General features: G+C 40.1%; 19 protein-coding genes. 4 read left to right on the top strand and 15 right to left on the bottom strand.

Annotation, left to right across the window (positions count from 1 at the left end):
- Positions 1–10 precede the first annotated feature (10 nt).
- The 3 genes from folP to rlmE form a co-directional block, all read right to left on the bottom strand.
- A complete protein-coding gene (gene folP / locus A6E04_RS13890) occupies positions 11–844 on the bottom strand; it encodes a dihydropteroate synthase (RefSeq protein WP_065611644.1) in 834 nt (277 codons plus the stop codon).
- 63 nt (positions 845–907) lie between these two features.
- The gene (gene ftsH / locus A6E04_RS13885; protein WP_017020439.1) at positions 908–2890 is read right to left on the bottom strand and encodes an ATP-dependent zinc metalloprotease FtsH; all 1983 of its coding nucleotides are present in this window, start codon (positions 2888–2890) and stop codon (positions 908–910) included.
- Positions 2891–2975: 85 nt separating this feature from the next.
- Positions 2976–3605 (bottom strand): 23S rRNA (uridine(2552)-2'-O)-methyltransferase RlmE, encoded by a 630-nt coding sequence (gene rlmE, locus A6E04_RS13880; RefSeq protein ID WP_017020438.1) that lies wholly within the window; start codon positions 3603–3605, stop codon positions 2976–2978.
- Between the two features lie 118 nt (positions 3606–3723).
- On the opposite strand from rlmE, the gene yhbY reads away from it, so the two are divergent.
- On the top strand, positions 3724–4020 hold the full coding sequence (gene yhbY / locus A6E04_RS13875; protein WP_012549398.1) for a ribosome assembly RNA-binding protein YhbY: 297 nt from the start codon (positions 3724–3726) through the stop codon (positions 4018–4020).
- Between the two features lie 94 nt (positions 4021–4114).
- Here the strand turns inward: yhbY and greA are convergent, their stop codons facing one another.
- Positions 4115–4588 carry a transcription elongation factor GreA gene (greA, locus tag A6E04_RS13870; protein WP_012549397.1) on the bottom strand — a complete coding sequence of 158 codons (474 nt, stop codon included), beginning with the start codon at positions 4586–4588 and terminating at the stop codon, positions 4115–4117.
- Between the two features lie 582 nt (positions 4589–5170).
- On the opposite strand from greA, the gene A6E04_RS13865 reads away from it, so the two are divergent.
- Both A6E04_RS13865 and dacB read left to right on the top strand, forming a co-directional pair.
- A complete protein-coding gene (locus A6E04_RS13865) occupies positions 5171–6151 on the top strand; it encodes a porin (RefSeq protein ID WP_017020437.1) in 981 nt (326 codons plus the stop codon).
- Between the two features lie 143 nt (positions 6152–6294).
- Positions 6295–7707 (top strand): serine-type D-Ala-D-Ala carboxypeptidase, encoded by a 1413-nt coding sequence (gene dacB, locus A6E04_RS13860; protein ID WP_065611643.1) that lies wholly within the window; start codon positions 6295–6297, stop codon positions 7705–7707.
- Positions 7708–7830: 123 nt separating this feature from the next.
- On the opposite strand, the gene carB is transcribed toward dacB, so the two are convergent.
- The 9 genes from carB to murJ form a co-directional block, all read right to left on the bottom strand.
- Positions 7831–11061 (bottom strand): carbamoyl-phosphate synthase large subunit, encoded by a 3231-nt coding sequence (gene carB / locus A6E04_RS13855; RefSeq protein ID WP_065611642.1) that lies wholly within the window; start codon positions 11059–11061, stop codon positions 7831–7833.
- Between the two features lie 17 nt (positions 11062–11078).
- Positions 11079–12233, bottom strand: coding sequence for a glutamine-hydrolyzing carbamoyl-phosphate synthase small subunit (gene carA, locus A6E04_RS13850; protein WP_065611659.1), 1155 nt, complete (start codon positions 12231–12233; stop codon positions 11079–11081).
- Positions 12234–12791: 558 nt separating this feature from the next.
- Complete coding sequence (gene dapB, locus A6E04_RS13845) at positions 12792–13601, bottom strand: 4-hydroxy-tetrahydrodipicolinate reductase (RefSeq protein ID WP_065611641.1); 810 nt, start codon at positions 13599–13601, stop codon at positions 12792–12794.
- A 69-nt stretch (positions 13602–13670) separates the two neighbouring features.
- A complete protein-coding gene (gene ispH / locus A6E04_RS13840; protein ID WP_017020429.1) occupies positions 13671–14615 on the bottom strand; it encodes a 4-hydroxy-3-methylbut-2-enyl diphosphate reductase in 945 nt (314 codons plus the stop codon).
- Positions 14616–14639: 24 nt separating this feature from the next.
- The gene (fkpB, locus tag A6E04_RS13835; RefSeq protein ID WP_017020428.1) at positions 14640–15071 is read right to left on the bottom strand and encodes an FKBP-type peptidyl-prolyl cis-trans isomerase; all 432 of its coding nucleotides are present in this window, start codon (positions 15069–15071) and stop codon (positions 14640–14642) included.
- A 94-nt stretch (positions 15072–15165) separates the two neighbouring features.
- A complete protein-coding gene (gene lspA / locus A6E04_RS13830; RefSeq protein WP_017020427.1) occupies positions 15166–15681 on the bottom strand; it encodes a signal peptidase II in 516 nt (171 codons plus the stop codon).
- Positions 15681–18539 carry an isoleucine--tRNA ligase gene (gene ileS / locus A6E04_RS13825; RefSeq protein ID WP_065611640.1) on the bottom strand — a complete coding sequence of 953 codons (2859 nt, stop codon included), beginning with the start codon at positions 18537–18539 and terminating at the stop codon, positions 15681–15683. The genes lspA and ileS overlap by 1 nt, the downstream gene beginning before the upstream one ends.
- 36 nt (positions 18540–18575) lie before the next feature.
- Complete coding sequence (gene ribF, locus A6E04_RS13820; RefSeq protein ID WP_065611639.1) at positions 18576–19508, bottom strand: bifunctional riboflavin kinase/FAD synthetase; 933 nt, start codon at positions 19506–19508, stop codon at positions 18576–18578.
- A gap of 90 nt (positions 19509–19598) precedes the next feature.
- Positions 19599–21158: a murein biosynthesis integral membrane protein MurJ gene (gene murJ, locus A6E04_RS13815; protein ID WP_065611638.1), complete on the bottom strand. Its 1560-nt coding sequence runs from the start codon at positions 21156–21158 to the stop codon at positions 19599–19601.
- A gap of 221 nt (positions 21159–21379) precedes the next feature.
- On the opposite strand from murJ, the gene rpsT reads away from it, so the two are divergent.
- Positions 21380–21640 (top strand): 30S ribosomal protein S20, encoded by a 261-nt coding sequence (gene rpsT, locus A6E04_RS13810; protein WP_012549385.1) that lies wholly within the window; start codon positions 21380–21382, stop codon positions 21638–21640.
- Positions 21641–21761: 121 nt separating this feature from the next.
- Here the strand turns inward: rpsT and A6E04_RS13805 are convergent, their stop codons facing one another.
- Together A6E04_RS13805 and nhaR are read right to left on the bottom strand one after the other, a co-directional pair.
- A complete protein-coding gene (locus A6E04_RS13805; protein ID WP_023604104.1) occupies positions 21762–22058 on the bottom strand; it encodes an ArsR/SmtB family transcription factor in 297 nt (98 codons plus the stop codon).
- 50 nt (positions 22059–22108) lie between these two features.
- Complete coding sequence (gene nhaR / locus A6E04_RS13800) at positions 22109–23011, bottom strand: transcriptional activator NhaR (protein ID WP_023604103.1); 903 nt, start codon at positions 23009–23011, stop codon at positions 22109–22111.
- Positions 23012–23278 lie beyond the last annotated feature (267 nt).

Raw genomic sequence — 23278 nt, 5'->3', positions numbered from 1 at the left:
ATGCTTCTCACTAAGAAGCTTGCTCCAATGTTGCTTGGCAAATTTTCACAATATCCATTGTTTGTTCAAAATCATGAACTCGGATAATTTGTGCGCCTTTCATTGCTGCAATGGTCGCGCACGCCAAGCTTCCAGAAATAGACTCTTGGGGCTCAATATCCAGCAATTTAAAAATCATTGATTTACGAGACATTCCCGCCAATATAGGAAGCCCAAATTGATGGAAACGTTCTAATTCAGTAAGTAATTGGTAATTATGCGCCAAGCTTTTCCCAAATCCAAACCCAGGATCGAGAATTAATTTATCTTTTGTGATACCAATCGATTGGCAAGCCGCTATTCTTTCTTCTAAAAAAAGAGAAACATCTGAAAATACGTTTTCATAAGTAGGGTTTGATTGCATCGTTCTTGGTTGACCTTGCATATGCATCAAGCAAATTGGTACATTCGCTTTTGCCGCAACCTCTAGCGCATTAGGCTCTTGTAATGCCCGCACATCATTAATTAAATCTGCACCAAACTTTACAGCTTCATCCATTACGACCGCTTTACTGGTATCAATTGATATCCATGTATCAAATCGCTGATGAATAGCTTCAATGATCGGAATAACCCGATCCAATTCTTGCTGAATTCCAACCTCAGGTGCCCCTGGTCTGGTTGACTCACCACCAATATCAATAAAACTAACACCAGCATTTACCATTTTTTCAGCTTGTCTTAAAGCCGCCTCTAAATCAGTAAATTTACCACCATCAGAAAAAGAATCAGGCGTTACATTAAGGATCCCCATTACATGAGAGCGATCTAATATTAACGTCTTCTCTTTGCTTATCAATTTCATGATCAGTCCTTTTAAATACAAAAACCCCGAGCAGAACTCGGGGTTTATTTTTATTAACTCATCTTATTTTTCTGATGAATCGGAATCTTTTTTCGTTTCTTCAGTGACTTGAGGCTTTTCTTCCTCTGTACTTTCTTCTACTTTAGATTCTTCAGTTTTAGTCTCAACGTCTGCTTCAGCTGGTTTTTCGCTTTTCTCTTCAGGTTTGGTTTGATTATCATCTCCCCACCCTTGAGGCTCACGAATTTCAGTTTTACGCTCCATCAAGTCATCAATTTGACCCGCATCAATGGTTTCAAATGTCATCAATGCATCTTTCATTGAATGCAGCACATCCATATTATCTTCAAGGATCTGTCTAGCACGAGCATAGTTACGATCAATGATAGTACGAATTTCTGCATCAATAAGTTTCAATGTTTCAGGAGAAACATGCTTTGATTGATGAGAACCACCGTGGCCAGAGAAAGGGTCACCTTGATCTTCTGCGTATAACAATGGACCTAGTGCTTCTGAAAAGCCCCATTGAGTTACCATTTTACGCGCAATATCAGTGGCTCTTTCGATGTCATTTGAAGCACCAGTAGATACTTTATCAACGCCGTAAATTAGCTCTTCAGCCAATCGACCACCATACAAACTTGAAATCATAGACTCTAAGTGCTGGCGATTCATGCTTACGCGATCTTGTTCAGGTAAATACATTGTTACACCTAGCGCACGGCCACGTGGAATAATCGATACTTTATAAACAGGATCATGTTCAGGCACTAAACGACCAACAATAGCATGACCAGCTTCATGGTAAGCCGTTGAGGTTTTAGTCTCTTCCGTCATTACCATTGATTTGCGCTCTGCGCCCATCATTATTTTGTCTTTAGCAAGTTCAAACTCAACCATTGACACAACACGTTTATTGGTTCGAGCTGCAAATAATGCGGCTTCATTAACTAAATTAGCTAAGTCAGCACCAGAGAAACCTGGTGTACCACGTGCGATTAGCGATGGTTCAACACCACTGCCTAATGGTACTTTACGCATGTGTACTTGAAGAATTTGCTCACGGCCACGTATGTCAGGTAAACCAACAACAACTTGGCGGTCAAAACGACCCGGACGTAATAGTGCAGCATCAAGTACATCAGGACGGTTAGTCGCAGCAACAACGATGACACCCTCGTTACCTTCAAAACCATCCATTTCAACCAGCATTTGGTTCAATGTTTGCTCACGCTCATCATTACCACCACCAACACCGGCGCCACGCTGACGGCCTACGGCATCTATTTCATCGATAAAGATGATACAAGGCGATGATTTTTTCGCTTGTTCAAACATGTCACGCACACGAGATGCACCAACACCAACAAACATTTCAACGAAATCAGAACCTGAAATTGAGAAGAACGGTACTTTCGCTTCACCTGCAATTGCTTTTGCAATTAGCGTTTTACCAGTACCAGGAGGACCAACCAATAAAACACCTGTTGGGATTTTACCACCTAGTTTCTGGAATCGGCTTGGTTCACGTAAATAATCAACTAATTCTTTAACGTCTTCTTTTGCTTCATCACAACCAGCAACATCATCAAAGGTTGTGTTGATCTGTTCTTCCGTCATCATCTTAGCTTTGCTTTTGCCAAAGGACATTGCCCCTTTGCCACCGCCGCCTTGCATTTGACGCATAAAGAAGATCCAAACACCAATAAGAAGAATCATTGGGAACCACGAAATAAAGATAGACTCAAGTAAGCTCTGCTCTTCAGGTGGTGTGCCTTTAACGATTACATTTTGATTAATCAGGTCATCAAGCAATTTAGGGTCTTGGTATACCGGCATGTATGTCACATAGCGAGTACCATCACTCTTTGTTACTTTAATTTCACGATTATTAAAGGTTGCTTCTTGAACTTGACTATTACCAACTTCTTTAACAAAAGTGGTGTAATCAACTGAACGACCAGAGCTGTCGCTCGGTCCAAAGCTTTGGAATACCGACATTAAAACAACCGCGATAACCAGCCATAATATTAGATTTTTTGCCATGTCACTCAAGGTGTTAACCCCGCGTTAACTAAATAGATGAATGAAAGAGTACTACAGTTTATATCCTGTAGCTACTACGTAAGAATTATCCTTTGTAACCAGTGGCTACAATATACACTTCACGAGAGCGAGCTCGTGATGAATCAGGTTTTCTAATCTTAACGACTTTGAATACCTTACGTACTTCTTGTAAGTATGCATCAAAGCTTTCACCTTGGAATACTTTGACCGTGAAACTGCCATTAGGAGCCAATACTTGGCGGCACATATCCAACGCTAACTCAACAAGATACATTGATCTTGGTTGATCCACCGCAGGGTTACCACTCATATTTGGTGCCATATCCGACATTACTACATCTACCATATCTGGTTGTATGCGTTCAAGCAATGCGTCTAGTACCGCTTCTTCTCTAAAATCCCCTTGTAAAAAGCTCACACCCGCAATTGAGTCCATAGCTAAAATATCACAAGCGATTACTTGACCAGAATCACCGACTTGCTCAACCGCATATTGTGACCACCCACCTGGAGCAGCACCAAGGTCAACCACCGTCATTCCTGGCTTTAATAGCTTGTCTTTATTTTGAATTTCTTCAAGTTTAAAAATAGCACGAGAGCGATAGCCTCTTTTTTGCGCTTCAAGAACGTATTTATCATCAAAATGTTCTTTTAACCAGCGGCCAGAGCTTGCTGAAAGTTTATTCTTACTCATGCATTACCTAAAAATACTTAATTTAAATTAGAAGACTGAAACAAAAAATAGTCTTCAGGGATAGATGGCGTTAGAATAGGCTGTTTTCAACCCTTAATATAGAAAAAATCGGGTATATATGAACCTAAGCACAAAACAAAAGCAACACCTTAAAGGCCTTGCTCACTATTTAAAACCCGTTGTAATGATGGGTTCAAATGGTCTAACTGAAGCAGTTGTAGCTGAAATTGAGATTGCACTTAATCATCACGAATTAATTAAAGTTAAAATCGCATCTGAAGATCGTGATACTAAGCAATTGATTGTTGATGCAATCATTCGTGAAACAGAAGCAGAAAAAGTTCAAGTTATTGGTAAAACACTTGTGTTATACCGCGCTAGCGAAGCTCGTAAAATTGAGATCCCTAGAAAATAATAACTTAGCATAAACAGTATATGCAAAGAAATTAAAAAGGCCGTCAATAGCTCATAGCTAGGCGGCCTTTTATTTTATACTAATATAAGCGCGATTAAATATATTCTACCGCGTCAATTTCAAACTCTTTCGTTCCACCAGGGGTTCGGATACTAACTTCATCCTCAACCAGTTTACCAATCAAACCACGAGCAATAGGGGAATTAACCGAAATTCGTCCCTCTTTTATGTTTGCTTCATCATCTGCAACAATTTGGTATTTCACTTTATCTTCAGTATCAACGTCGAGTAAAGTCACTGTCGCACCAAAAATAACCTTTCCTGTATTAGTCATCTTTGTTACATCAATAACCTGAGCAACTGATAGCTTATATTCAATATCACGAATTTGAGCTTCACAAATACCTTGGTCTTCACGGGCGGCATGATACTCGGCATTTTCTTTTAAATCACCAAGTTCACGAGCTTCACCAATGGCTTTTGAAATCACAGGGCGACGCTTTAATAGTACTTCTAATTCATCACGCAGTAGTTTCTCACCACGTATTGTCATTGGTACCTTGTCCATATTTCCTACCTCTAAAGCTGAAACCAAAATTCAGCAAATAAAAATCCCACTCAAGGTATCCCCTTTTCATTAAGGAAGGGACCTAAGTGTGTTTTCTGTTTATGTTCGATGCTCTTAGTGTAAACAAAGAAATAAATTTTATCACCTATCTATTTACACTAAAACGCACAAGTTTTAATTAAATGAGTTTCATATAATTAAGAACTCAGTCTCAAAAAAGAAAACAGCTCAATTAATAAATAGGTAAATTCATACATTTTGAGATAGACGTCACACTAACTTTAGAACTAAAAGAAAAAAAAACATAAAAACCACCAAAAAACAAAAATGAGTAAAACTTTATTAAAAAAACGTAACCAACTGAAAAATAACGACACATCTCACACTATGACCATTAAAAACAGTGTTCAATTGGAGTTTTTAGATTGTTTTACTAACCTTTCTATTGGTTTAACCCTGAAAATATAGGTATTGAAACAACGGTATCTATTGATAACTCTTTTTTAAACGTAATAAGTTATCAACAAACGATACGAATTATACTAAACTTATTTCTCCTCCACCCTTATAGGAAATTACATAATGAACAAGAACGTATTGGCTCTTGCAGTAGCCGCTATTATGTCAACTGGTGCAGTTAACGCAGCAGAGATCTACAAAGGCGCAGACCAAACTCTAGAAATGGGCGGTCGTGCTGAAGCGCGTCTATTCGCTCAAGATGGTGACGTTTCAGATAACTCTCGTATCCGTTTAAACTTTAAAGGTACTACTCAAATTTCTGACGGTCTATACGGTGTTGGTTTCTGGGAAGGCGAATTCACAACTAATGACGATGGTCTTGTAACTGATTCAGGTACAGATGGCCTTGAAAACCGTTATGCATATGCTGGAATCGGCGGTAACTTCGGTGAAGTATCTTACGGTAAAAACGATGGTGCTCTAGGCGTTATCACTGACTTTACCGATATCATGGCTTACCACGGTAACTCTGCTGCAACTAAAATCTCTGTAGCTGACCGTACAAATAACAACCTTGGCTACAAAGGCACATTTGGTGACTTCTCAGCTAAAGTGAACTACCGTTTTGATGACGCTGCTGCAAATACTGAATCTAACGACGGTTACGCACTGTCAGGTATCTATGCATTTGGTGATTCAGGCTTTAAACTAGGTGGCGGTTACGCAGACCAAGCTGACAGCAACGAAGCAATGCTTGCTGGTTCTATGGCTATGGGCGACCTTTACTTCGCAGGTACTTTCACAACAGGTGAAGTGTCTAACGAAGACTACACTGGTTACGAAGTTGCAGCTGCATACACTATGGGTAAAACTGTATTTACGTCAACGTACAACAACGCTGACCACGATGGTTCTATCGCTACTCGTGGTAACAACAACCTAAGCGCGGATAACCTAGCATTTGATGCAACTTACTACTTCAATGCTAACTTCCGTACTTACGCATCATACAACTTCAATTTACTTGATACTGATGCTAAGAAAGGTATTGATAAAGCAATGACTGAAGATTCTGTTGCTCTAGGTATGCGTTACGACTTCTAATAAAGTCTTAATAAATACTTAAATAAAACGCTCACTTCGGTGGGCGTTTTTTATTACTATCCCCCCTTATTTTTATTCACTTTCCGCATACAAACCGACTCAAACCTGTAAAATGTCCTTATTATTTTCAGCACGAGTTGACCATGCCTTTATCTCGATTATTTATCTTATCTCTCTCGCTTTATTCTTTTTCAACCTTTGCCAGCAGCATTCCATCAAGCATTCAACTCCTTCCTAGTGGGAGCCGTGCTGCTATTGTGGTTGAATCTCTACACGATCAGAGTATTGAGTTTCAGCAAAAAGAAAATGAGCTTCTCCCCCCAGCCAGTACATTAAAAGTAGCGACAGCACTTGCTTCTCGTTTAGCTCTTGGGGAAAACTTTCAATTTAAAACGACTTTGCATAAAACAAAACACAATAGTGTTCAATTAACCTTTTCTGGAGATCCTTCACTAACAAGAGATAACCTTTCATCCCTATTTAAAAATAGCGGATTAAAAAACATTAAAGGAGATCTATGGGTTGATGATTCGATTTTCACTGGTTATGAGCGTGCTGTCGGCTGGCCATGGGATATTCTCGGCGTGTGTTACAGCGCACCATCAAGCGCATTAAGCATTGATGAAAACTGTGTGCAAGCATCAATATCAACAAATGAGAACGGGACTACCCGTGTCTTCGTGCCAATACACCAACCAATTTCATTCACGACAACTGCACGGACTGTCAGTGCCAAAGAGCAAAAAAATTCGTTTTGTGATTTAGAACTAACAACTCAAGGCAATAACTACCACCTATCAGGCTGCTTAGTCGCAAGAAGCAAACCATTACCATTAAAGTTTGCAGTGCAAAATACAACAGAATTCACCGAACAAACGCTATTACGCATCCTTAATGAACAAAATATTAATTTATCTGGAAAAATAATATTCGGTAATTCGACCGGAAAAATACAGAAAACAGTGCTGCTTGCCTCTCACCAATCAGAACCGCTAATGGTATTACTTAATCACATGTTGAAAAAATCAGATAACCACTACGCTGATAATTTAGTGAAAACGTTAGGCCATTATCATTACCAACAACCGGGAAGCTTTAGTAATGGCACCGCAGCGGTTAAAGACATCTTATTAAAACAAGCTAATGTGGATTTAACCAACGCAGTTATTGTAGATGGCTCTGGTTTATCCCGAAATAATAGAATGACGGCGAATCAGATGAAAAGTCTTCTTCAGTTTGTCTATCGATACGATAAAGAGTTAGGGTTAATCGCCTTACTACCGACTTCTGGTATCGATGGCACATTGATATACCGCAATAGTATGAGAAAAGAGCCAATTAAAGGCAGCATAAAATCGAAAAGTGGCTCATTGTTTGGCAGCTATAACATGGCAGGATTTGTAGGTTTAGAAGGAAATAATCCACAGCTCTTTGTTCAGTTTGTTGCAGATTATCACCCAATAGCAGCAAAAGAAGGTGCTTTACCAGTAGAGCGACCAATTGATAGCTTTGAGAAAGCGTTCTATCAGGCGTTAATTAAGTTATCAAACGATTGATTATTTAAGGAACACCGACATTAGCAGCAACAAAAAGCCCGAAGAATTCACATTCTTCGGGCTTTTATCATTTATCATTTATCATTTATCATTTATCACTTAAAGTATTAGTACTCGTTGTGACTAAGCGTATTTAGCCGCTACTCTTGCGTGCAGTTCTTGCAGGGAGTTAATCGTATTACGATCATCCGCTTCATGAGCTAGACAACTTGCAAATGCTGCATTTAATGTTGTTGTGTAGTTCACTTTACCCGCGAGAGCGCCACGACGAAGAAGTTTAGAGTCTTCAATCGCTTGACGACCAGATGCCGTGTTTACAATGTAGGTGTATTCGCCATTCTTAATACGGTCAAGAATGTGAGGACGACCTTCATGAACCTTGTTGACTAAACGAGGATTAATACCCGCTTCACCAAGAATCACAGCAGTACCGTGCGTTGCGTCTAATTGATAACCAATTTTAACAAGGTGTTTTGCTAAATCGACAACACGCTTCTTATCACCATCACGAACAGAAAGTAATGCTCGACCGCCTTCTGGGTACTCTTTACTGCACCCTAATTCAGCTTTAGCAAAGGCTTCTGCAAACGTGTTACCAACACCCATCACTTCACCCGTTGAGCGCATTTCTGGGCCTAACAGTGGATCAACTCCTGGGAATTTGTTAAACGGCAATACCACTTCTTTTACTGAGAAATAAGGTGGGATAATCTCTTTAGTAAAGCCTTGAGACTCTAGAGATTGCCCCGCCATTACACGCGCTGCAATCTTAGCGATTGGTGCACCAGTTGCTTTAGATACGAATGGGATCGTACGTGCGGCACGTGGGTTCACTTCAATTAGATAAACTTTGTTATCTTTAACAGCAAATTGTGTGTTCATTAAGCCACGCACACCTAGCTCAAATGCTAGCTTACGTACTTGATCACGCATTACGTTTTGGATTTCTTCACTTAATGTATAAGCAGGAAGAGAACATGCTGAGTCACCAGAGTGAACACCTGCTTGTTCGATGTGCTCCATAATACCAGCGATAACCACTTGCTCACCGTCGCAGATAGCATCTACATCGACTTCGATGGCATCATCTAGGAAGCTATCAAGTAGAACTGGTGATTCATTTGAAACGCTTACTGCTTCGTTAAAGTAGCGACGTAAGTCTTGCTCGTCATATACGATTTCCATCGCACGACCACCAAGAACATAAGAAGGACGAACAACTAATGGGAAACCTATTTCTCTTGATTTCTCAATCGCTTGTTCCATTGCCGTTACGGTTGCATTTTCTGGCTGTAGAAGGCCTAGACGGTCTACTGCAACTTGGAAGCGCTCACGGTCTTCTGCACGGTCGATAGCATCAGGGCTTGTACCTATAATAGGAACTCCGGCAGCTTCAAGAGCACGAGCCAGTTTAAGTGGTGTTTGACCACCGTACTGAACGATAACGCCTTTTGGTTTTTCAATACGAACGATGGCTAATACATCTTCCAGTGTTACTGGTTCAAAGTACAAGCGGTCAGACGTATCGTAATCAGTAGAAACAGTCTCAGGGTTACAGTTAACCATGATAGTTTCGTAGCCATCTTCACGAAGTGCTAATGATGCGTGTACACAACAATAATCAAATTCAATACCTTGGCCGATACGGTTTGGACCGCCACCTAAGATCATGATCTTATCATTGTCGGTTGGATTCGATTCACATTCTTCATCATACGTTGAATACATGTAAGCAGTATCCGAAGAAAATTCAGCAGCACACGTATCTACACGCTTGTAGACAGGATGAATATCATGCTGGTCACGAAGACGACGGATTTCACTTTCAGCAACACCTAATAACTTAGATAGACGAGCATCAGCAAAGCCTTTACGTTTTAATTGACGAAGGCTATCCGCAGTTAAGCTAGCGAAACCGCCCGCTTTAACTTCTGCTTCCATCTTAACTAAATCTTCGATTTGTACCAAGAACCAACGGTCAACATTCGTTAGGTTAAACACACCATCAATAGACATACCAGCACGGAATGCGTCCGCAATGTACCAAATACGCTCAGCACCTGCGTCTTTTAATTCGTGACGAATCTTAGTTAATGCATCGGGTGCATCAAGATCAACCATTTCATCAAAACCATCCGCGCCAACTTCTAAGCCACGAAGTGCTTTTTGCAGTGATTCTTGTTGGTTACGGCCAATAGCCATTACTTCACCAACCGATTTCATCTGCGTGGTTAGACGATCGTTAGCACCTGCAAATTTTTCGAAGTTAAAACGAGGGATCTTAGTAACAACATAATCGATTGTTGGTTCAAATGATGCTGGAGTTGCACCACCAGTGATGTCATTCATTAACTCATCAAGCGTATAGCCAATCGCTAATTTAGCTGCGATTTTTGCAATAGGGAAACCAGTTGCTTTAGACGCTAGAGCTGATGAACGCGATACACGTGGGTTCATTTCGATAACAACCATGCGGCCATCTTTCGGGTTGATACCAAACTGTACGTTTGAACCGCCCGTTTCAACACCAATCTCACGCAATACTGCTAGAGAAGCGTTACGCATTAGTTGGTATTCTTTATCTGTTAGCGTTTGAGCTGGAGCCACAGTGATGGAATCACCAGTGTGAATGCCCATTGCATCAAAGTTTTCAATCGTACATACGATGATGCAGTTGTCATTTTTATCACGAACCACTTCCATCTCGTACTCTTTCCAACCGATCAATGATTCATCGATTAGAAGCTCGTTGGTTGGAGAAAGATCCAAACCACCGCGACAAATTTCTTCAAATTCTTCTTTGTTATACGCGATACCACCACCAGTACCACCCATCGTAAATGATGGACGAATGATACAAGGGAAACCTACCATGTCTAAAACTTTGTAAGCTTCTTCCATTGTTTTTGCGGTATCAGCGTTTGGACATTCAAGGCCAATTGACTTCATTGCTTTATCAAAACGTGAACGGTCTTCTGCTTTATCAATCGCATCCGCCGTTGCACCAATCATCTCAACACCGAACTCAGCAAGAACACCGTGTCTCTCTAAATCAAGCGCACAGTTCAATGCCGTTTGACCACCCATCGTAGGCAGTACTGCATCAGGACGTTCTTTTTCGATGATGTTACGAACCACTTCCCAATGGATAGGTTCAATGTACGTTGCATCAGCCATGTCTGGGTCAGTCATGATGGTTGCAGGGTTAGAGTTCACAAGGATAACGCGGTAGCCTTCTTCACGAAGTGCTTTACACGCTTGTGCACCAGAGTAGTCAAATTCACACGCTTGGCCGATAACAATTGGGCCTGCACCTAGAATTAGAACGCTTTTAATATCAGTACGTTTTGGCATCTTATTACTACTCCGAATTAAGCTTTATGCTGCTGAATCAATTCAATGAAATGGTCAAATAATGGCGCTGCATCATGTGGGCCAGGGCTTGCTTCAGGGTGACCTTGGAAGCTAAATGCAGGCTTATCTGTACGATGAATGCCTTGCAGAGTGCCATCAAACAATGATTTGTGTGTTGCACGTAAATTTTCTGGAAGTGTTTCTTCATCTGCCGCAAAACCGTGGTTCTGTGCAGTGATCATAACTACATCACGATCCAAATCTTTAACAGGGTGGTTTGCACCGTGGTGACCAAACTTCATCTTTACTGTTTGAGCGCCTGATGCTAGAGCAAGAATTTGGTGACCAAGACAGATACCAAAGATTGGTAACCCTTTTTCTAAGAACACTTTCGTTGCTTCAATAGCGTAAGTACATGGCGCCGGATCACCAGGACCATTTGATAAGAACACGCCATCTGGGTTCATCGCTAATACTTCTTCTGCTGAAGTTTGTGCCGGAACGACCGTTAGACGACAACCGCGGTCAACCAACATACGTAAGATATTACGTTTAGCACCAAAATCATAAGCAACAACATGGAACGGTAGTTCGTTATCTGCTTTTTCTTCTGGCAAACCGCCAGTAAGAGTCCAAGAACCTTGTTTCCACTGGTAAGCTTCTGACGTGGTAACTTCCTTCGCTAAATCCATTCCTTTAAGACCTGGGAATGCTTTTGCTTGAGCAAGAGCAAATGCTTCATCTAAATTGCTTTCTTTCTTAGAAGAGCAAGCAATGATACAACCGTTTTGAGCACCCTTCTCACGTAAAATACGAGTCAGCTTACGCGTATCGATATCAGCAATGCCGACAATATTTTGAGATTTAAGGTATTCAGAAAGAGTTTGTTCACTGCGGAAGTTTGAAGCGAGGAGAGGAAGATCGCGAATCACAAGGCCTTGAGCGTGGATAGAAGAAGATTCTTCATCTTCGGAATTGATTCCGGTGTTGCCAATGTGAGGATAAGTAAGAGTAACGATTTGTTGAGAATAGGAAGGATCAGTGAGAATTTCTTGGTACCCCGTCATCGAGGTATTAAAAACGACTTCACCAACGGCCGAGCCATCTGCTCCAATCGATTGACCGCGGAACACTGTCCCATCTTCTAGGACTAATAGCGCTGATTTACTCAAGACAACCTCCAAACATAATAAACATTCAGCATGCATACATAACGATGCAAAACTTCTTTTTTTAAACCCGAAAACCGAAATTAAATCTCGATTTTTGACAAATTGGCGAAATTCTAGAGATCTATAGGGTAAGTGTCAACAAAAACTGTATTATAAAACAGGTTTTTTAACCGACTCATCAAGAAAACGTTCATTTCAAGCCAAAAACTTCATTTATCCTTACTCAATTCTGGTCAAACCTGTAAAAAACTGGATTTATGCATAACTTTACTTATTTCACATCTATAAATTACTCATAGAAATAAAGCAATCGTTAATATGAACATGAAACATATAAAAACAAGTAACTAAACCAATAAACACGCTACAACCAAATAAAAAACAACTTATCTAATCGGTAATATACCCTTCAATAATAATGGCCATAAGCTAATAAAGAATATAAAACGACAAAAACCATTGATACAGAGCAGCGTTCGTGCATAAACTATGATTATAGAGTTTGAGATCACTAAGATAAAAAAAAGCCCAAATCAATAAATGATTTGGGCTTAATAATTAAATCTGATCCAAGTCTAAAACATCATGCATGGTATAAAAACCTGGCGACTTTTGATGCAACCAATGGGAGGCTCTCACCGCTCCATTTGCAAACGTCATTCTATCGGTGGCTTTATGTGTTATTTCAACACGCTCACCAATATCAGCAAACATGGCGGTATGTTCACCGACAATGTCACCCGCTCGAATCGTAGCAAAACCAATTTCATTCTTAGTGCGCTCACCGGTAATACCTTCTCGAGTATAAACAGCGACATCATCAAGCTTATTGCCCATGGCTCCCGCTATTGCTTCTCCCATGCCAATAGCAGTACCTGACGGTGCGTCAACTTTATAACGGTGATGCGCTTCTATAATTTCAATATCACAGTAGTCACCCATTACTTTTGCGGCTTTTTCTAGTAACTTAAAAACGAGGTTAACACCAACACTGTAATTTGGCGCCATGACGATCGGGATCTGTTTAGCCGCTAGATCAATCAACTCTTTGCCCGGCTCACTAAAACCAGTCGTACCAATAACAATCGCTTTTTTATGCTCTTGGCATAGTTCGATGTTTTTTAATGTTGAAATCGGTAACGTAAAATCAATAATGACATCGAAGTCATCCACGGCTTTCGCAAGATCATCAACAATAATAATGCCTGATTTACCTAACCCTGCCATTTCACCAACATCAACACCAATCAAACTTGACTCAGGATGCTCACTCGCTGCTGCAAGAACCGCATATTGAGAACCATTAACAGCTTTAATTAAATTACGGCCCATTCTTCCTGCTGCACCAGCAATTGCGACTCTTACCATTCTCGTGTACTCCTTTAAATTTGTATCTTTCACTCTATCTCAAATTATTATGAATCGCTATGCGAACTTTTAAGACACAGTTTTAATTTGTAATTCTTTTGGTACTTCAAAAAACATGTTTTCTTCACGCCCTTTCAACTCATCCACAGTCGTACCACCAAAGGCTTTTACTTGTTCAATGATTTGATTAACTAATTCTTCAGGTGCTGATGCGCCGGCGGTAACACCAACTTTCGCTTGGTTTGTTAACCATTCTTCTTTCAGCTCTTCAGGGCAATCAATCAGATAACTCGTAGTGCCTAATTTTTCAGACAGTTCACGCAATCGATTTGAATTAGATGAATTTTTAGAGCCAACAACTATCATCACATCAACTTGGCTTGCCATATCTCGCACTGCATCTTGACGGTTTTGTGTGGCATAACAGATATCATCTTTACGCGGGCCTTGGATCTTTGGAAATACACGGCGTAATTCATCAATAACATCTGCGGTTTCATCAACTGATAAAGTCGTTTGGCTAACATAATGAAGATTATTTGGATCTTGAACAATCAGCTTCTCAACATCCTCAGGTGTCTCGACTAAATACATTCCACCGGTTTCACTCGCATATTGTCCCATGGTCCCTTCAACTTCAGGGTGACCAGCGTGGCCAATTAAAACAACTTCAATGCTCTTTTTACTTGCACGAGCAACTTCCATATGAACTTTTGTTACTAATGGGCAAGTGGCATCAAATACGGTTAATGCTCGCTCTTTTGCTTCAGTACGCACTGCTTGAGATACCCCGTGAGCTGAAAAGATCACGATATTATCATCAGGAACTTCACTTAACTCTTCAACAAAAATAGCACCGCGTTGCTTTAATCCTTCGACGACAAAACGGTTATGAACCACTTCATGACGTACATAAATAGGGGCTTTATATAATTCAAGCGCTCGTTCAACAATACTAATGGCACGGTCAACACCGGCACAAAATCCACGAGGGTTCGCTAATACTATTTTCATCTTTTATCTCTACTTTTTGTTGGGTTATCCAACCGCTACGATTTCTACGTCAAAGATAACATCTTGACCAGATAATGGGTGATTAAAATCGACAGTAACGGAATCTCCGGCAATATCAGTAATGATCCCCGGAATATCAACACCATCAGGTCCGGTGAATGCCATAATAGTACCAACTTCAGCTGCTGCATCACCTACAAATCGATTACGATCCATATGATGAATATTATCAGGATTAGGTAAACCAAATGCATCAACTGCATTTAATTCAATGCTCTTAGACTGATTCGCTTCTAAACCTAATAAACACTGTTCAAAATTCTCACTTAAACTGCCATCACCCATTGTAAACTTAGCGGCTTTTCCTGATGTCTGGGTACTATCTGCGATCGAGCCATCTTTTAATTTTATAGTGAAGTGTAAGGTTACTTCACTGTTACTTTCAATTTTTGACATTGTCTTTCCTTAGATAACACCAATAATATTGGTATAACACTTAAAAAAAACGCCACCTCGAATTCACGGGCAGCGCTTATGTTTTTACTTTATCTTATTGTTCTTTTTTATTAGAACGAAACCCATCTAAGATGATCAATCCCGCACCAATACAAATCGCAGCATCCGCTAAGTTGAACGTTGGCCAATGGTAGCTACCCCAATAGAAATCAAGATAATCCACTACAAAACCATGAACTAAGCGATCAAACACATTACCAATCGCACCACCAATGATCAGTGCATACGCGATGTTATTTAACTTGTCCGTTTGTGGTGCTTTGCGCATCCAATAGGCAAGTAAACCACATACAGCGATAGCAATACCGGTAAAAAACCAGCGTTGCCAACCGGCTTGATCACTTAAAAAGCTAAATGCAGCACCATAGTTATGAGCGTAAAGAAAATTAAAGAAAGGCAAAACTTCAATTCGGTTCGCCCAACCATAAGTCATCTCTTTCATCACAAATAACTTAATGCTGATGTCTGCCATAAAAACCAACCCCGCTAGCCATAGCCAGCGAAGTCCAGATTCTTTAAGCAGCGGTAATGTCTTATTATCGCTAGTCATTATGCAAATTTACGCTCTTCGCCTTCGCCTTCAACGTTAGATACACAACGACCACACACTTCTTCGTGCCCTTCGATAGTACCTACATCAGCAACATGGTGCCAACAACGCTCACACTTCGCCGCTTCAGAAGCCGCAACATCAACAAACAGACCAGCAAGTTCTGTTGCTTTTGCTGACTCTGATTTTTCGCTTAGTGGTTTCACTGTTGCGCTTGATGTTAGAAGAACAAAACGTAATTCATTATCAAGCTTATTAATTTTTGCAGCGAGCGCATCATCTGCATATAGCGTGATTTCAGCTTGAAGTGAACCACCAATAACTTTCTCACCACGAGCCGCTTCAAGAAGTTTATTAACTGATGCACGAACCGCTTGGATTTCACTCCAAAATTCGTTATTTAGATCTTCACCTTCAGCAAGATCAAACAGACCTTCATACCATTCGCCAGTAAAGACAAACTTATCACGCTTACCTGGCATTTCATTCCAGATTTCATCAGCCGTGAATGACATGATTGGTGCCATCCAACGAACTAATGCTTCTACAATGTAGTAAAGCGCCGTTTGACAGCTGCGTTGAGCATGACCGCTTTTCTTCGCTGTGTATTGGCGATCTTTAATCACATCTAAGTAGAAAGAACCCATTTCAATTGAACAGAAGTGCATTAAACGTTGAGTCACTTCATGTAGGTTATATTCATCGTAAGACTTGATGATTTCTTCTTGTGCAGCAAATGCACGACCAACAGCCCAGCGATCCAGTGCAACCATTTCTTCAGCAGGAACGATATCTGTTTCTGGGTTAAAGCCATTTAAGTTAGCTAAGAAGAAACGTGCTGTGTTACGAATACGACGATATGCGTCAGCTGAACGTTTTAGAATTTCATCAGAAACCGCAACTTCGTTAGTGTAATCCGTTGAAGCTACCCATAGGCGAAGAATATCTGCACCCAGTTTGTTAGTTACGTCTTTTGGTGCAACTACATTGCCGACAGATTTAGACATCTTACGACCATTACCATCTACCACGAAACCGTGAGTTAGTACTTGTCGGTAAGGTGCTTTACCTTTCATTGCAACAGATGAAATCAACGATGATTGGAACCAACCACGGTGTTGATCTGAACCTTCTAAATAAAGGTCAGCACTGTGTGTTCTCTCTTCTTGAGGGAAGTTATATTCTTCACGAGAATCAACAACAGAGAAGTGAGTAACACCTGAGTCGAACCATACATCTAATGTATCTAATACTTTTTCGTATTTCGTTGCGTCGCCTTCACCCATTAGCTCGGCGATATCAAGATCCCACCATGCTTGAATGCCCTTCTCTTCAACTAGTTTTGCTACTTTTTCAATTAGCTCTAGTGAATCAGGGTGCAGTTCAGACGTTTCTTTGTGAACGAATAGAGCGATTGGCACACCCCAAGTGCGTTGACGAGAGATGCACCATTCTGGGCGACCTTCAATCATACCTTCAATGCGGCTTTGACCCCATTCAGGCATCCATTCAACACTCTTCACTTCTTCTAATGCTTTTGCACGAAGACCCGCTTGATCCATTGAGATGAACCATTGTGGTGTTGCACGGAAGATGATTGGTGTTTTGTGTCTCCAGCAATGTGGGTAGCTGTGTTCAATCGCGTGATGGTGCAGTAATGCGCCTTTCTCTTTTAATACATCAATAACTGAGTCGTTCGCTTTAAATACGTGTTGACCAGCAAACAATTCAGTATCAGGAAGGTATACACCGTTTGATCCTACTGGGTTTGCGATTTCTAAATCGTATTTTTTACCAACAACGAAATCTTCTTGACCGTGACCAGGTGCCGTATGCACGATACCTGTACCTGAGTCTACCGTTACATGTTCACCTAAAATAGCTGGAACCGTAAAACCATAGAATGGGTGGTTAAATTGAAGAAGCTCTAGATCAGACCCTTTTGCAAAACCTAAGTTATGGAAATGCTCGATACCCGCACGATCCATCACAGATTTTGCTAGCTCAGATGAAAGAATTAAACGTTCTGCTTTTTGTTCGCCGTGTGCTTCTACTTGAACTAATACGTATTCAAGATCAGCATGTAGTGCTACTGCACGGTTTGCAGGTAATGTCCAAGGTGTTGTAGTCCAAATAACAACCGATAATTCACCTTCACCTTGATGACCTTCAGGCGTACTGAATTTAGCTAATGTTGCCGCTTCATCTGCAGCAACAAAACGCACATCAATAGATGGGGAGAATTTATCTTGGTATTCAACTTCCGCTTCAGCCAATGCTGAACCACAATCGGTACACCAGTGAACAGGTTTAAATCCTTTAAGTAAGTGGCCTTGGTCTGCAATTTTACCTAATGAACGAATGATGTTTGCTTCAGTACCGAAATCCATAGTGCGGTATGGTTTGTCCCACTCACCCATGATACCTAAACGCTTAAAGCTTTCTTTTTGGCCTTCAACTTGAACTGCCGCGTATTTACGACATTCTTCACGGAACTCAGCCGCAGAGATTTTTTGACCCGGCTTGCCTTTTTTCTTCTCTACCATCAATTCAATTGGTAGACCATGACAATCCCAACCAGGAATGTATGGTGCATCAAAGCCAGAAAGCGTTTTTGACTTAATAATAATGTCTTTAAGAATCTTATTCAGTGCATGACCAATATGGATGTCACCATTTGCATACGGAGGGCCGTCATGCAATATAAACGATTTTTTACCTTTTTTCGCTTTACGGATCTCGCCGTAAAGATCTTCATCATACCAATGCTTAAGCATTACTGGCTCACGATTAGCCAAGTTACCACGCATTGGGAATCCTGTTTCAGGCAGGTTCAAGGTTTCTTTATAGTCACTCATCGATTCTTAATTCCGTTACTTGGGCGAAATGAAATGTTATTTGTTTTCAGACAGCCACACCCGCGCTGCCTGAGAATCTAATTCTATTTGTTGTTTTAGAGCGTCAAATGACTCAAATTTATGCTCATCACGCAACTTACAAAGTAGCTCCACATCCAATTGTTGACCGTATAAATTGCCTTTATAGTCAAAGAAGTGAACTTCAAGTTGTTGACGAACGCCATCTACCGTTGGGCGATGACCAATATTGGCCACACCACCTAATTGCTTACCACTGCTGTCTTTGGCTTGAACAACATAAACGCCAGACACAGGAGAAACACAACGCTTCAATGGAATATTTGCTGTAGGAAAACCAATCGTTCTCCCCAACTTTCGACCATGGGATACACGGCCGGTAATACTGTAATCTCGCCCTAACATCACGGCGACATCTTTTAATCTGTTTTCAGCAAGCGCATTACGAATTGCAGTACTGCTGACTCTCTGTTTCTCAATACAAAAACTTTTTGTATTCACTACTTCAAAGCCGTATTCTTCACCCGCTTTTTGTAGCATATCGAAATTGCCTAAGCGATGTTTTCCAAAACAAAAATCATCACCAATAACCAGAAACTTAACACCCAATAGCTTAACCAACAAGTGTTCAACAAATTCATCTGCCGTTTGCTGTGCAAATTTATGATTAAAATTAATACAAAGCAGGCGATCTATATCCAACTTATTAAGCTGAACAAATTTATCTCGTAAACGAGTTAGTCGAGCTGGCGCTTTTTCTTTAGCAAAAAATTCCATTGGCTGAGGATCAAATGTCATGACAACAGAAGGCAAACCTAATTGCTTAGCTTTGGCCTTAACTTGTTGTAATACTTGTTGATGTCCTAAGTGAACGCCATCAAAATTACCAATAGTCATTACGCAACCTTGATGGTTTGGCGTAATATTATGAATGCCTCGGATTAATTCCATTATCTCAATATCAATTTATTTGCTCAAAAAAACTGACGAATTATATACTAATCTTACTAGCCAAACCACTCAACTCAGTGAATAACAAGATTATGCATTAACTCGTAATTGACGTGGGCGCAAACCCAATATCACAGCAGGAATTAAATAACTTACCGCACCAAGAGCAATAAAGCTTAATAACATGGCCATTCTTTTTGCTAGATCCCACTCAAGCCATACGTTCATTGCTGGTATAAACCACAATAAAACGCCAACCATAATGGCACCAGATAAAACCAATTTCACAATAAATATCATGGTTTCTTTTGATAATTTATAAACATTCGCTAAATGTAATCCGCGATATAATAATCCCATATTCACAAATGCAGACAATGCTGTTGCCATTGCTAGGCCAACATAGCCATAGAAAGACGCAAAAATAGCATTAAAAACCATATTCGTAACCATCGCAATGATGCCGTAACGAACCGGAGTTTTGGTATCTTGCCTTGCATAATAACCAGGCGCTAATATCTTGATTAACATAAAGTTTAATAAGCCTGACCCATAGGCGATCAAAGACAGCGAGGCGTTATGTACATCATTTGGTGAAAATTCACCACGCATGAACAATACCATTAGCATGGGTTTTGCTAATACCATTAAACCTAACATTGCAGGGATCCCAAGTAAAATAACCATTCTGACTCCCCAATCCATCGTATTAGAGAACCCCGCCCCTTTTGCATCAACATGCTGACGAGAGAGTGCAGGTAGGATCACAGTGGCAATAGCAATCCCAAATAACCCTAATGGGAACTCTAATAAACGATCCGAATAGTAAAGCCAACTGATAGAACCCGTCGCTAAGAAACTCGCGATAAAAGTATCAAACAATAAGTTAATTTGACTTACCGATACCCCAAATAATGCAGGGATCATTAAGGTTCTAATTTTTACAACACCAGGATCATTCCAACCCCATTGCGGACGAACCAACATTTTGGCTTTATAAAGAAATGGGATCTGGAATAAGAATTGAATTAAACCGCCAAGAAAAACACCAATCGCTAACCCAATTTCAGGTTGCTCTAAGTTTGGTGAAATAAAATAGGCACAAGCAATAATGGCTACATTTAAAAAAACAGGAGTAAAAGAAGAAACGGCAAATTTACCTAACGTATTTAAAATCGCACCGGATAAAGCAACAAAGGTAATAAACCAGAGATAAGGAAAGGTTATTTTTAATAAGAAGCTAGCAAGCTCAAATTTAGGCGCATTAGGCCCATCATTCAACCAATCCATAAACCAACCAGCCCCAAATAATGCCGTTACGACACCAGAGCCTAAAATACCGAAAAAAGTAACAATGGTGACAAGCACACCAAGAGTTCCCGACGCTTTCGCAATTAATTCTCGCGTTTTATTATCATCACCACTGGCGTGATATTCGGTTAATACAGGGACAAAGGCTTGTGAAAAAGCCCCCTCAGCAAATAAGCGGCGTAAGAAGTTAGGTATCTTATTCGCAAAGAAGAAAACATCTGCAGATGCCCCTGCGCCCATTAAATTTGCCACTACTACATCACGGACTAAACCGAGTACTCGAGACACTAAAGTCATGATACTGACGATTAAGCCAGAACGTAAAAGTCGTTTACTCACAAAAAAACCTCACAAAGATGGTGATGATGACCATAAAGAGCTTACTAACTGTAAAAAATGCTGTTAGAATGCACGCCATCTTAACCGTGTTTTGCCATTCTCATCAAACTTTTGTTTGAGACAGCTTGGTTTTTACACAAATCATTTGACATTTAGGTTCAATGGGTGCATATTTCCCGACCTTAAATTGTCACCGAACTACGTTTTTGGGAGTTAAACCCTTGGCAAATAGTAAATCTGCTAAGAAGCGCGCAACTCAAGCTGAAAGACGTCGCCAGCACAACGCTAGCCGTCGTTCAATGATGCGCACTTACATGAAAAAAACTATCGCAGCTATTGAAGCTGGTGATAAAGAAGCTGCAACTGCTGCACTAGCTATTGCAACTCCACTTCTAGACCGCATGGCGACTAAAGGCCTTATTCATAAGAATAAAGCTGCACGTCATAAAGCGCGTTTCACTGCAGCAATCAAAGCTCTTTAATAGAAATTTGATTCTCAGTTAGAAATAAGAAAAAACCGACCTAGGTCGGTTTTTTTATGTCTGTTATTTAGAAAACAAAGAGTGCCACCTCTTCATCTTCCTTATCTACGTTAATTTTGTTTTATTTTGAACAATATAAATTATGTAATAATTGGATTACTGATTTAACTTCATGACTGCTTAATGAATAAAACACGGTTTGAGACTCTTTTCTTGTCGAAACCAACGCATCTTTACGCAACCAACCAAGATGTTGAGACAATGCAGATTGACTTAATGACAACTGTTCTGCTATTTGACCCACTGAAAGTTCACCTTCCAGCAATAAACAAAGAATAAATAATCGACGTTCATTAGCCATTGCTTTTAGTAGTGTGACTGCTTGCGGAGCGTTTTTCTCCATTTGTTGTAAATCCATAAATATACCTGCCATCTAATTTAGTTTCTGCTAATTTAGCTTAAAGCATTCTATTTTTGCAAATTAAAATCAAATAACTGTGAAAAATCAGCTTCACAAATACTTTTTACTGCCGGATGCTGAATCATTCGTTCTGCAAAAATAACGTAATATTCTTCTTTTAAATCTTTTACATCAGCGATTCGGTGCAAAGAAAGATCAGAATCGGCCTCATTCATATAAACAGTGGGGGCTAAAAATACAGAGTCATTCTCACGGGCAAAGGCCTTCATTAGAGCAACGTCATCAAATTCCCCTAGAATATTAGGCGTAATACCTTGCTGATCACACCACTGAACCACCTTTCTTCCCATTGATGTTCGACTGCCAGGGATCAGTACCTTTTTTTTCTCTAATACTTCCGGGAATTGAATATCCGTCATTTCTTTAGAGCAGAAAAAACTCATTCCACATTCACCCAATTTTTTGCTGAAAAGTCCAGAATTCTGACTTGAGTCAACAGGGCAATCCGATAAGATCATATCTAATTTATGTTGAGATAATTGTTCAAGTAGCAATTCATGGGTCGATTCAAAGCAGCGAAGATGTATTGATGCATCTTCAGGAATAGTGGTTGAAAGTACTTTACTCACTAATCGTTTAGAAAGAGCATCAGCAACGCCAACATCAAATAGCACATTTGATTGTTGACTATAATTAACGATATCTAACATCTCATAACTAAGGCCAAACATACGATCGGCGTATTTATAAATTAATTGCCCTAATTCTGTTGGCTCAATGTTGCGTCCATTACGTTTCGTTAATTTACCATCAACGCGTTCTTCCAATGCCTTGATTTGCCCAGTCACCGTTTGCGGCGTTAAAAATAATGCTTCAGCAGCTTTAGTTACCGATCCTTGTTTACACACCATCCAAAAATAATAAAGATGGTTATAGTTTAAATGTGACATAACGGTTCCTACATTGATCTTTTCCAAAAGATACGTCATTTATGACAGCGAATACATTCATTTCGTAAAAAGCATAAAAAAACACCAAAAACATCGGATATTCCGTATTCAAATTATTATAAACGTCATCTTTACGCAATATAGAACAAAATAGTTTCAAAAAATAATTTATATTACCTTTTGTCATAAAGAATAAAATATGTTAAATATCAATAAATTAAAATGAAATACAAACATAATAAATCCCATTCCACATTGTGTGACGGA

The sequence above is a fragment of the Aliivibrio logei genome, assembly GCF_001691055.1.
GTDB lineage: Bacteria > Pseudomonadota > Gammaproteobacteria > Enterobacterales > Vibrionaceae > Aliivibrio > Aliivibrio salmonicida.
The sequence above is the reverse complement of the archived record's forward strand: the minus strand, read 5'-3'. Positions and strand labels throughout refer to the sequence as shown.

Bases quoted from the DNA above. Each gene is read 5' to 3' on its own strand.
- folP (WP_065611644.1), bottom strand. From the start codon at position 844: ATGAAATTGATAAGCAAAGAGAAGACGTTAATATTAGATCGCTCTCAT.
- ftsH (WP_017020439.1), bottom strand. From the start codon at position 2,890: ATGGCAAAAAATCTAATATTATGGCTGGTTATCGCGGTTGTTTTAATG.
- rlmE (WP_017020438.1), bottom strand. From the start codon at position 3,605: ATGAGTAAGAATAAACTTTCAGCAAGCTCTGGCCGCTGGTTAAAAGAA.
- yhbY (WP_012549398.1), top strand. From the start codon at position 3,724: ATGAACCTAAGCACAAAACAAAAGCAACACCTTAAAGGCCTTGCTCAC.
- greA (WP_012549397.1), bottom strand. From the start codon at position 4,588: ATGGACAAGGTACCAATGACAATACGTGGTGAGAAACTACTGCGTGAT.
- A6E04_RS13865 (WP_017020437.1), top strand. From the start codon at position 5,171: ATGAACAAGAACGTATTGGCTCTTGCAGTAGCCGCTATTATGTCAACT.
- dacB (WP_065611643.1), top strand. From the start codon at position 6,295: ATGCCTTTATCTCGATTATTTATCTTATCTCTCTCGCTTTATTCTTTT.
- carB (WP_065611642.1), bottom strand. From the start codon at position 11,061: ATGCCAAAACGTACTGATATTAAAAGCGTTCTAATTCTAGGTGCAGGC.
- dapB (WP_065611641.1), bottom strand. From the start codon at position 13,601: ATGGTAAGAGTCGCAATTGCTGGTGCAGCAGGAAGAATGGGCCGTAAT.
- ispH (WP_017020429.1), bottom strand. From the start codon at position 14,615: ATGAAAATAGTATTAGCGAACCCTCGTGGATTTTGTGCCGGTGTTGAC.
- fkpB (WP_017020428.1), bottom strand. From the start codon at position 15,071: ATGTCAAAAATTGAAAGTAACAGTGAAGTAACCTTACACTTCACTATA.
- lspA (WP_017020427.1), bottom strand. From the start codon at position 15,681: ATGACTAGCGATAATAAGACATTACCGCTGCTTAAAGAATCTGGACTT.
- ileS (WP_065611640.1), bottom strand. From the start codon at position 18,539: ATGAGTGACTATAAAGAAACCTTGAACCTGCCTGAAACAGGATTCCCA.
- ribF (WP_065611639.1), bottom strand. From the start codon at position 19,508: ATGGAATTAATCCGAGGCATTCATAATATTACGCCAAACCATCAAGGT.
- A6E04_RS13805 (WP_023604104.1), bottom strand. From the start codon at position 22,058: ATGGATTTACAACAAATGGAGAAAAACGCTCCGCAAGCAGTCACACTA.
- nhaR (WP_023604103.1), bottom strand. From the start codon at position 23,011: ATGTCACATTTAAACTATAACCATCTTTATTATTTTTGGATGGTGTGT.